Origin of the sequence: Clostridium sp. E02, assembly GCF_003833015.1 — a bacterium.
Taxonomy (GTDB): domain Bacteria; phylum Bacillota; class Clostridia; order Lachnospirales; family Lachnospiraceae; genus Lacrimispora.
Genome location: NZ_RJLQ01000038.1, coordinates 1 through 11,854 on the forward strand (window position 1 = coordinate 1; position 11,854 = coordinate 11,854).

The 11,854-nt window shown below is 32.1% G+C and carries 9 protein-coding genes; all 9 read right to left on the reverse strand.

Features of this window, described 5'->3' with window-relative positions:
* Positions 1–509 precede the first annotated feature (509 nt).
* Complete coding sequence (locus tag EFT72_RS18565; protein WP_124068407.1) at positions 510–2,132, reverse strand: recombinase family protein; 1,623 nt, start codon at positions 2,130–2,132, stop codon at positions 510–512.
* A 330-nt stretch (positions 2,133–2,462) separates the two neighbouring features.
* Positions 2,463–3,668 (reverse strand): jacalin-like lectin, encoded by a 1,206-nt coding sequence (locus EFT72_RS18570; protein WP_206426685.1) that lies wholly within the window; start codon positions 3,666–3,668, stop codon positions 2,463–2,465.
* Positions 3,669–3,938: 270 nt separating this feature from the next.
* Entirely contained in the window at positions 3,939–4,841 is a 903-nt protein-coding gene (locus EFT72_RS18575) for a methyltransferase domain-containing protein (protein ID WP_164473221.1), read from the reverse strand.
* Positions 4,831–5,007, reverse strand: a complete 177-nt coding sequence (locus EFT72_RS19395) for a hypothetical protein (RefSeq protein WP_164473222.1) — start codon at positions 5,005–5,007, stop codon at positions 4,831–4,833. Before EFT72_RS19395 ends, EFT72_RS18575 begins: the two co-directional genes overlap by 11 nt.
* A 100-nt stretch (positions 5,008–5,107) precedes the next feature.
* The gene (locus EFT72_RS18580) at positions 5,108–5,800 is read right to left on the reverse strand and encodes a 7-carboxy-7-deazaguanine synthase QueE (RefSeq protein ID WP_124068410.1); all 693 of its coding nucleotides are present in this window, start codon (positions 5,798–5,800) and stop codon (positions 5,108–5,110) included.
* A gap of 24 nt (positions 5,801–5,824) precedes the next feature.
* Positions 5,825–6,604: a class I SAM-dependent methyltransferase gene (locus EFT72_RS18585; protein ID WP_124068411.1), complete on the reverse strand. Its 780-nt coding sequence runs from the start codon at positions 6,602–6,604 to the stop codon at positions 5,825–5,827.
* 123 nt (positions 6,605–6,727) lie between these two features.
* Positions 6,728–8,371 (reverse strand): ABC transporter ATP-binding protein, encoded by a 1,644-nt coding sequence (locus tag EFT72_RS18590; protein ID WP_124068412.1) that lies wholly within the window; start codon positions 8,369–8,371, stop codon positions 6,728–6,730.
* Positions 8,368–10,092: an ABC transporter ATP-binding protein gene (locus EFT72_RS18595; RefSeq protein WP_124068413.1), complete on the reverse strand. Its 1,725-nt coding sequence runs from the start codon at positions 10,090–10,092 to the stop codon at positions 8,368–8,370. Before EFT72_RS18595 ends, EFT72_RS18590 begins: the two co-directional genes overlap by 4 nt.
* 985 nt (positions 10,093–11,077) lie before the next feature.
* Positions 11,078–11,854, reverse strand: a 777-nt coding sequence (locus EFT72_RS19400) for a hypothetical protein (RefSeq protein WP_206426686.1), incomplete at its 5' end; no start/stop codon positions are given.

An 11,854-nucleotide genomic window follows, 5' to 3' on the forward strand; every position in this document is an offset into this window, starting at 1 on the left:
TGTATAATGTTCTCAGACATAGTTTTTATCCTCCTTTGGAAATTTTGTGTGGTAACTTAATTCTACCAAACGATAAAAACTATGTCTATTTGCTTATTTGAATTTGCGCAATCTATTATACGTCATCAGAAGGGACATAAGCAGACTTCGCACAGTGTATAATTTAGCGTGAAGCAATTTTCTTCTCCATAATAAATCACCATTTTTGCATGACCTAAATGATCCCTCTACAATTAGGGCAAAAAAGGCACATTCTCAAAATGAAAATGTGCCTTTTTTACCCTTGATTTACCAAGTGTCCCGTCCCTATAAGTTATAATTTAAGCCACAAGCTTTCATGCCTGCGGCTTATAGTTTAAGTGGAGATAATGGGACTCGAACCCATGACCTCTTGAATGCCATTCAAGCGCTCTCCCGATATGTCGGGTGTGCACCCCCAAAAACCACTTTTTTTATATGTAAGATATATTTACTCAGCTGTAAAGAGCTTATTGCGAATGTGTGTTACTTTACGATGCTACTGTAGTAGCTTTTTCCTCGGTTATACTATCAATTCCGTTAAGAAATTGCTGTATATCCAGGTTTAAATCAATACCCAGTTTATAATCCTTAAACACGTTTACCCGTTTTATAATGTAACTGGTTATCATCTTCTTAACTTCCATATTGCTTTCATCAAAAATTTCTGACCATGTGCGGATACGGGAAAGTTCATTTTTCATTTCCGCCGCCTTTTCGTTACCTCGATCAAGCTCAGCCATAAGTGCAGTTAGTCGTTCGCTGGTTGCAAGAACCTTATCACGACTTTCTTTAACTAACTCCGATAGGACATCCACGGGCATCTTACTTTTCCCTTGTACTGCTTTGACAATTTCAGCCTTTAATGACTCATATTCCGTATTTGCCTTGGTATTCTCAGCTTTTATCCTTTTAATTTCTGACCGAAGTTCTGTCATGTGACGATCTTGTGCGTTGCCAACAATCAAGTTGTCAGGTACTACTGACATACGGTCAAAAATTTGATGTAGTACTTGAGTAACAGCATCGTCAAGTAAGTGCATTGTATATCCTGTCTGACCATCGCAATCAAGACGGCGTCTTGTTTTATTATAACAAATATATCGTATTCGCTTAACGCCTTTTGTTTCACCATTGGCTAGTCTAACTACTTTGCCGTTAGTTGTTAAAACTAGACGACCACCACAGTGACCACAAAATACATTACCAGATAAAAGCGACTGTCCTGAAGTATTTAACGGAGTATTTCTCTCTTCCCTCTTCTTATTGATACGTTCTTCTATTAGCTCCTGAGCAAGATCAAATGTGTATGGATCAATAATTTGAAGTTCCTTAAAAGGATCCGAAAATGTGGTTCCGCTTCGGAGTACCCCTTTATATGTTACATTCTTCAAGATTGCTCCCACTGATGATTCATGCCAGTTTGCACCATTCCGAGTTTTAATACCTTTGTCATTTAAAAACATAGCAATACGCCAGCGTCCATATCCGGAAGATACACATAAATTATACATCATGTGTATTACTTCAGCTTCTTTATCATCAATCATCAGTTTATTGACTTCATGCTTACGTTTATTCACTACTCCGCTTTTTTCAAGCCGATATCCATATGGCGCTACGCCACCGCGGAAACGACCTTCCTGAAGCATCTGTCCAAGGGCAGTTTTAGTTCTTATGGAGGTTTTTTGACTTTCACCATCAGCCTGCCAGAAACGTATGTAATTTGTTAAACGGTCAGTATGTGACTCAAAGCGTTGTTCACCTTCATTGACGCTCCATACTTTGATACCTTTCTTTACAAACCATTCCACAACAAAAGGAGTCTCATCAGATTTTCTCCCGAGTCTATCAAACATAAACACCAGAAGAATATCAAATTTTCCTTTCTCAGCATGTTCTTTAACAAGTTGAAGTCTATCTCGATCTGCTGCGCTTACCTTAAATCCGGAAACGCCGGTCTCTTGTTCCTCACGGACAATTGTCCAGCCCATGTGCTCTGCAAATTCTCGACAGGCTTTTCTCTGCATAGGTATATCTGCTTGATTTTGATCATCGTGATCTACTTGCTTGGTGGTAGAAACTCTGTATAAACAATAAACTCTTTCAGCCATATTGTATCCTTCCTCTCATATAAAAATTGTGTGAGAGACCGGACACTTGATATATGAAATTTACAAGGTACATTGGTTTTTCCAACTACATTATCTCACACAATTCGTTGAAAAGCTATATAATAGTAGAATTCTGTTTATTATAAAAAGCAAAAATTCCACATATGTATTTCTTTTTAAATCAACTTAGATTTGGCTAAAATTTATTATATTAATCAGGCTATTTTAGAAATTTTGATCACCGTTTTATCCACAAATTTTTTATTTATTTCTTACTATAAATAGAGCTAAACCATCATTAACAACTACAATGAAGAAATATCCTTTAGCTTATTTAAAAGTTTTGTAGATAACTCCAATCTTATCAATATTAACCTCCGCTCGCCCGAAAAAGCCTGCAATATATGTTCCTGCGGGCGCAGTCAGAGTAAGTGCTGTTCCACTTTTTATCCCATTTTCCAAAACACGGCCCTTGTTTGTTGTCAACTCCAAATAGAATATCCGGTCTGATCCCTTATAAGTATTTTTATAAATGACTGCTTTTGTGATATATTCATCGTTTTCCAATGCCAAGGTCTGCTGAATTCCGCCATCTCCACCATTGCTAAGCACTGTACCGTCAGCATAGGTCATAGATATGGCATCCACGCGATTTTCTCCCCTTATAGCAACGGACACCGGTCTGCTGAACGTTGGTGATGAATTTCTCAAAAAATTGAACGCTATTCCTCCAGAACCTCCCCATAAATCACTATAAACCATACTATTATCCCTGGTATAGCTAAAGTTTGCACTTATGGCATAGTGATCAGAAAGCTGATTTCCTTCCGTATCAGTGAAATAACTATTTTCAACCTTATAAGAAGTAGGATTCAGCGTAATACAGGCACCGCTTCGATAAAAGATTTTATCTACAACTTCGTTGTTGGCACTCGTCTCTCCAGACACCCCCAGCAATGCTTCTTCTCCCTTTTCCGGATAAATCCCACTTCTGATTTTTTCTATCCAGACATCTTTCATATCCAGTTTATCGACAAACAAAGATTTTAAATTGTCATCAGTTCTGGTATATCTGCAATTGGTATCTCCAAATACAATCACTGCATGTCCCTGAGAATATTGCTCAATATATGTAGCAAGCTGATTTAAATTACTACGCCTCGCAGCCTCTGATTTTGCATCCGTATCCGCATCTGCGTGAAGATTATAAACATCTACATAAACTCCATCTGCTATTTTAACTTGATTGTACATGAATCCCTTTGGAGTCAATTCATCACTACCGCTATCAAACAAACCATAACGGTCTGTCCATGTTTCCCGATCTGTATCTCCAAAAGGATAATTTGACAGAAAATTCATACCATCACCAATTCCAGCTCCTCCTGAAGTAGGGGTTCTATATACATGAGTATCATTTGCATAAAGCGAAGCGTGATAATTGAAATCTTCCTGTACATTTATTAAATCGTAGGCATAAAGCTTTGATCCTATTTGAGGAATATAATTCTTAGGATCTCCACTACTTGAAAACATTTCTGGCAGCCCTCCTATATTGTAGGACAGAACACTGAACGTACCATTCGTGTTGCTTTTAGTACTTGCAAAACTAGAAATATTACTTCCAGTTATAAGAGTAGTTAATACCAAAAAAATTAAACATCTTAATTCATTCTTATATTTTTGCATAGTTAATAAACTCCTTTTTTAAATCATCCCATCAGTAATTAATAAAAAACCATAATGAAATTATATATAATTTGTCTTCCCAATCTACCAAATTAACGTTTATCACTATTAGATATACTAACCTAATCTACATACATATGCTAAACCAACTGCTTTATCCAATGAATTAGGAAAATCATCTTGCACACTATGTATACAACTTTCCAAAATATTGAACCCATTACGAACTAGCATTTCTTCAATTACATCAGGTGATTCAAAATTACTGATATGATCCATGTGATTATTATTAATTACAGTAGAGAGAAATAATATACCCCCCCTCTTTAACATCGGAGATATTTCCATTATAGCTCTTTCGGGTTTTTCCAAATGTTCAATAATTTCAGCCAAAACCACAAAATCTTGAGATTTTTCTTGGCAATTTATTTTTTTATTGATGTCACCCAAATATAAGTTATATCTATTAGATTTAATCTTAGTACAAGTTAATAGATTAGTTGTAAATTCAATTGCATATGGACTTATATCCATCCCATTGCATCTTACATTTTTAGTATTTTCTAGTATTTTCCATAAGTAAAAACCTTCACCAAAACCCACATCAATACCTATTGAATTATCATTAATCATAGGTAAAAATTTTTTCATAAAAAAATCATATTTAGTATATAAATTTAACATACTTATATAAGCTGTTAATAATCCGGGCATATAAATTTGCATCATAACATCTTCATTATCATAAATTGTTTTTTTTATTTCATTGAAACTCTTATGTCCATAGTTTCCCTCCCTTAAAAATGATGATGCTTGTTTGATATAATCTATTATGTACTTTTTAGTTATATTATAAGAATCAAGATTCATGACTTCCATTATTGACAAAATTTGCTCTGCTAATTTTAAATACTCATTACCATAACGATTATTTAAGATCATTATATTATCTACTAAATTTCTAGTTTTTATTGAATGTTTGAGTTTATTTATAAAAATCTGTAAATTATTAGAAAACATATTTTTTATATCCTTTCTCTTTACGAAAACAGGCAATTCTCTCCTTTGGCAGCTGATCCGAGCCATCATAACATACCGTTGGTTCGGTTATCTTTTCGGTAATTACTTCTTTTGCCTGTGTTTTCAGATGGTAACAAAGTCCTTTATTATTTTCCATTAATTTCATAACGTCTCATTGTTTCTTTACTTACAGCTGTATACATTTTTATGTAACTTTTATTTTATAAATCCTAGTTTTTAAAGATAATAGAAACAATTAAAATTTTTTAGAGTTTGGGCTCATCATTTCCCCATATCTGTAACTGTAGTCTATTTCCATATCTTAAATTATATTTAAGACATAAATCAACAACCTTCTGTTGAATTTTAATTAATTCATTATAAGTAGAACAAAGAGTCATCATTATTACTTTTAAAGGATCATATTTAATTAATTTTTTTAATATTGAAATTGCTTCTAAAAAGTCATTTTCATTATAAACAACAAATTTAATTTGATAATTATAATTTTGAATATAATAATTAATTGTTTCTAAATTGATACGCAAATTATCATACATTTTATATACTTCATCTTCAGTATTATAGGGATTTGAGTTACTCAACTTGGGACTCATGCTAATTAAATCGCAATTTATTTTTCTTTTTATAGTAGCATTTGTTTCAATCGTAATATGATATCCTCTATCTTTTAAAGCATCTAATAAATTATCTATATAATTGTTATATAATGGTTCTCCACCAGTAATTACTACAAATTTTATGTTGTAAGAACTAACCTTATTTAGTATCTTTTCTATTGACATTATTTCAAAATTATTATATTCTGATTGTCGAATGGTATCACACCAATTACAGGATAAATTACATCCATATAATCTTATAAAAACAGATGGTTGTCCTTGTAAAATTCCTTCTCCTTGTATTGTTCTAAATATTTCTACTATTTTTAAATCCATAATCACTCTCCATTATTATTTTAATTATTTTTTGCAATATGTAGCAAACTCTGTAAGTATATATTCATCTAGCAATGTATCTCCAGAGTCTTCATAAAAATCAACCATTGTAAAACCAGTTTTTAATTGTTTACCTATTATCTCATTAAGAGAATGACCATAACAAATTTTATAATTCAATTTAATAATCTTATTTAAAACTCTATTATCTAACTGTTCAAATGCATTAAAGGGAATTTTATATTTAATGATCAATTTTTTATCATGCATACTTAAGCTATCAAAAATAAAACGTATAGGATTTACAAATCCTGCTAAAAACCGACCTCCTGGCTTTAACACCCTATATACTTCCTTAAAAACCATAGATATTTCAGGTACATAGATAGTTGATACTGGATTGAATACTAAGTCAAACGATTCATCACTAAAACATTGCAAATTGCTCATGTCCCCTTCTATTGTTTTAATATCCAAGTTATTTTCTTTTGCTACAATTATATCTTTTTGTATTTGAATGTCTGAATTATCTAATAATGTTACATTAGCTCCAAGCGCAGAAAAAATTGGAATTTGTTGCCCACCACCACATGCTAGCCCAAGAACATTTAAGTTTTTAAACCCCGGAAACCAATTATGCGGTACTGCTTTTTTAGTGGTTAAAACAACATCCCAACTTCCAATACGTGCAGAATCAATATTTCTTTTTTCCACAGGAACTGTCCATTGGTGATTTTTTTTTGAATCAATATTCCAAGCCTTTTTATTATGATTAATCACGTCATATTCATTATATCTTTCCATTTTCTCTCCCTATGAATTAAACTAGTAAAATATTGACTTTTAAAAGATTATACAAAAGAAAACATCAATGCTTATTGAAGCATTCGTGTATTTCTAGCCATTTTAATACTAAATTTTATTTAATTATATTATTTCAATACTTCTATTACCCAACCACATTCCCGAATTCCGGTGAGAGATAATAAGTGCAGTCCTATCTTGTACAAGTTTTTCTACAGCCTGCAGAATAAGTCGCTCTGATTCATAATCCAAACCAGAAGTCGCCTCATCAAATAAGATAATAGCGGCATCCTTTAGAAATGCCCTCGCAATTGTAATTCGTTGTCTTTGTCCGAAGGATAACTTGCTACCCTTATCACCTACCATATATTGGTAACCTCCTGGTAATTCCATAATAAACTCATGAGCATTGGCAGCTTTAGCGGCCTCAATTACTTTTTCAAATGAAGCTTCAGGATTCCCACAATGAATATTTTTTTCGATGGTATCATTAAAAAGAAATGGATTTTGAGGAATATACGTTATCATTTTTCTTAGCGCAAGTGGACCGTAATCTTCTAAACTTTTACCATCTACCATAATTAGACCTCTGTCTGCATTATAGAAACCCATTAGTAACTTGAATATTGTTGATTTACCGCAACCAGACCGTCCTGTTATGATAGCTATATCATTTTGTTGAATTTGCATATTAAAATTCCGTAGTATCTCTCGATTACCCTCATAGTTAAAAAACACATGGTCAAATTCAATTAAGCTAAAGTTTTTACGTTCTTGTAGGTGATCCGGTACATGAATTTGTTCCTCCTCACTGTTCAAGAAGGTGCCAATACGTTCAATGCTTGCAATATTATCAAAGAGTTCTGGGAATTTTTTTCCTGCCATTAAAGCTGCCCAGATAAGGCTAGTTTCTAAGTTCATGAGTGCAACCAAGGTTCCATATGTAGTTTTTCCCTCTTTCACCATTAAGGAACCGACAATTAAAAACACAATACTGCATAAAACATCAAATCCCTTATTCATGGCTTCTAAAAGCGCACTCAGTTTCTGCCTGTCGTACGCTTTCTCCGTGTAAACTTCATTTGCTCTTTGGAAGCGATCAGATAAAACCTGATTTAGCTGGTACTCCTTAACGGTTAATATTCCTGACACTATATCCGAAGATTTCTCAGTGAGAGCTGTATTTGCCGTAGCTGTCAAAAAACCCGCTTTTTTTATCCTGCCTGAAAAAGTAATATTTACTAATAAACATAGTAAAGAAATAAAAAGCAGTAACGAGGTTAACACTTTGTCTAAAAAAAACATTGGAATCACACTGGTAAACAGAGCAATAATAGGATTAAAAAATTCTTTAAATTTTGTCCGGTATAGTTCCTCCACTTTATTCAAGTCGTATATCATCTGAGAGAGAAAGTTGCCGCTGTGACTATTTTCAAAGTAAGAAACCGGAAGTTTTGCCTTTTTTTTCATGATTTGCTTACGAAGACAAGATTGAGCTCGAAGAACACAACGCCTGTAAATGTACTGAGATAATAACGCAGTTAAAAATGAAATTATAAACAAACTCACATAAAGTAACAAATTTCCCTTAACATTTATAAAATCTTTATTTACAGAGGCATCAATAAGAATCTGTGGTATTAAGGAGATAGAAATGCTCATTCCAGAATATCCAAAACCCACACATAATAGAGCCACAACGTACTTTCTTCTCTCATTTGACATATATTTAAGAGCCCCAATAATTTCCGATAGATAGTGTTTCACAATATCTCCCTCCTCTCACTTTCTCTTCCATAGAACAATTGAAAATAAAGTCCTTTTCTCAAAAGGAGTTCTTCGTGGCTACCCTGCTCTTTAATTTTTCCTCGTTCCAAAAGATAAATTTTATCATAATCTAGAATTGTGTTTAATTTATGAGCAACAGTGATTATAGTTTTAGATCTTAAGGTAGTATCAATTACTTTCATAATTTCCTCTTCTGCCTTTGCATCCAAAGCCGAGGTGGGTTCATCAAATATGATAATATCGCTATTTCGCAAAAGTGCTCTGGCAATAGCGAATCTTTGTTTTTGTCCTCCAGACAGGTTTATACCGTTCTCACCAAGAACTGTTTCATACTTATCAGGCAGACTCTCTATAAAATAATCAAGTCCTACATCTTTTACAGCCCTTTGTATTTCCTCTTCAGAGGCGTCACGATTACCATACAATAGATTTTCTCTAATTGTATCTGGGAACATAAAGGTTTCTTGTGATACAATAGAAAAACACCCTCTTGCCAGTTTAATATCTAAGTCTAAAATATTGGTTCCATAAAGCAGATATTCTCCTGATTCCGGCTCATAAAGCCCTAAAATCAAATTTAATAACGTTGTCTTTCCACTTCCAGAACTTCCTACAAATGCTATTCGTTCTCCTTTCTTCACTTCAAAGGTAATTTCTTCCAAAATCCGATTTGAATTATGGTAAGAAAAACTTATCTCCTTAAATTTAATCACAGGGTCGGTTAAAAACAGGTTGGTTGTTATACCTTCTCTACATTCTTCTGGTGCATTAATGAGTTTCCTTAATCGTTCTACACTTACACCGGCCTTATTAATATCCACTAACACCGAAGTAAAATTACTAATAGGAGATGCAATAAATCCTAATAGAACAATAAAAGAAATAAAATTTTCTACTGCTAGTTTTCCTTTAATTGCCATACCAGCTGCAAATATGCTACAAAATAAAATGGGTAGAGACTGGATCACGAAACTAAAAGTAGTTACAATAGCCTCTTTTTTTTGTTGCAGCAAATCAACTCTATAAACGCTATCTATATCAGCCTCAATTTTTGTTAAATTTATCTGTTGTAAGTTGTAACTTTTTTCTGTCTCATAACATTCAAATAACTCTTGAATTTTAGCTGTAAGAATATCCTGACGTTTCTTTTTTTCTCTGGTCAGGTAAGCTATATTATTTAAAAAAATACGAAATGCTAAAGTAATTAAAGGTATCCATATCATAGAAATTAACATTAGCTTCCAATCAACTAGCAGTAAATATAAAAGTATTACCACAATACTTAAACCATTTAGAAGTATAGAAAATAGCAATTGATCAAAGTATCTACTTACATCAGAAATATCACCATTTAGATTATTCAAAAAAATACCTTTTTCTTGTTCTATCAGGTAATCATAACGCATATTCATTATCTTCTGTATTATATCTTGTCTTAGATTTTGGGTCATATGTATACTTAGAGTTCCGGAAATCATTCTAAAAATGTAAACCAACACTACCCAAACGATTGTTAAACAAAGCATTTGAACAATTTTAATCACAATTAAGCTGTCTTGTCCATTTAACGTCTCTTTTATGACTGTCTTAAGAAATTGAGAACATGCTACTGTCATTATGGAATTAAGCAGAGAAAGGAACGTTGCTAAAACAATAACTTTTTTATATCTAATATAATAATGATAAACAAAACTTATCATACATCCTCCATCTTTTTTTTAATAGTCTCTAGAAATCTGAAAGCCTTAATTTATAAGCTTTCAGATTCTTTGTTTATTAACCCCCCACTTTTTTCATCAAAACGCTTGACGAATTTATCGAATAATGTTGCGCTTCACCCCTTTGTTTATAAGATATTTTTACGATTGGAGGCAATTTTATGTTACCTGTAAATTCTGGTGGTTACTCCGCATATCAAAACTATGTTTTTGAAATGCTTTGTTAATACTACTCAATCTTTATAGGACATCATTAAAAGTTTATAAAACCTTGACCTTTCCTATACGGATTCCTCGCCATATGGTCCCAAACCTCGGCATCTGAATATTCTGGTTTCTAAATACCTTAATTCAAAAAAAATACAAGCCTGTCTTACGGTAGACGGAAACCAGCTTGCTACTGCTAAATTATTGGGCATTTTTTTATTGTCAAAGTCTTACCGCTTTAGCGGTGCGAAGCAGCCTTTACAAAATTAATTTTAAATAATAATTTATAATAGCCTAATTACACTCATTTCTTTTGTTTCCCGATCACCTGACAGTTGGTTCATTAGTATGCAGAATACTCACCGTATGCAACGCTCTTTTCTAATTTCCACTGATTTTAAAGTTACTTTCATTACTGATAGGACTATACAAATTAGTATCAATCCCTTTATGCTCTGTTTAGTTGTTTTGAAATTGGTAACACTCTAGTGTCGGTACTTTTATCACTTCTTTATCCTCCCCTGGGGATTGTTGATGACGATAACCGGTCTTCTTACATGCGCCCTTTGTAAGCTTCTGTAAAAATGGCTCTTGCGAGTGATGGTACTCCTGTTGTTACCTCTGCAACGTCCAAAGGGATACATGCAGTTGTGACCGGTATTTTTCTCAGTCTGATTGTGACATGGGTTGGGATTCTTCAAGGAAAGCTACACTCGCATGGTTCCTCAAGATTCCGATAAATCATCTCAGAATATCCATTTCAGATCTTATTCAATTCACATATTAAACTTTTAATAAAACTATTCAACTGATAATAACATAATAATAATTTATCTATACCTTTGCAAAAATATTTTACATCCAATAATACACTTGATTTTATAAACATATAATTTGCTATCTCAATTTTATTTTTTAAATCTAAAAGATCACTATTAAATAAACTAATTAAATTATATTCATATAAAAACACTTCTATATAATTAATTATAAACATAAAACCTAAAAACTTATTATCGAAAACGATTTTTAAGGCACAACTTTTTAAATCATTTATCTGCTTTATTTGCATATATTTAATATCTTTAATATATGATTTTAATGCATTATTATTTAAAAATTCTTGCAAATATTTTTTCCATAATTTAAAAAAATATTTATCATTAAAATTATTATTAAATTTAGAAATATCAAAAAAATAAACTTTTTCTATACCTTCTCGTAATATGTCAAATTTGACTTCACCTGTAAATGTTGATAAGGTTCCGATATTATCATTTATCATATGAGTATCGGCAATATATAATATATTATCTCTAAAATTATAATCATATGCCATTATGCAATGATTTAGTGAAAAACTATTATTGTATAATGGCTGATAATTTAAAAATTTTGTTTTTGTTTCAATTAAGGCTAATTGACTATTTCTAAAATATTTATCAATATTTTTTTTTATATCAATATCATTTTCTATTTTATTGATATAAATTTTATATTTTTTAAAATTATTCAAACATTCTTCTAACGCTAAGGA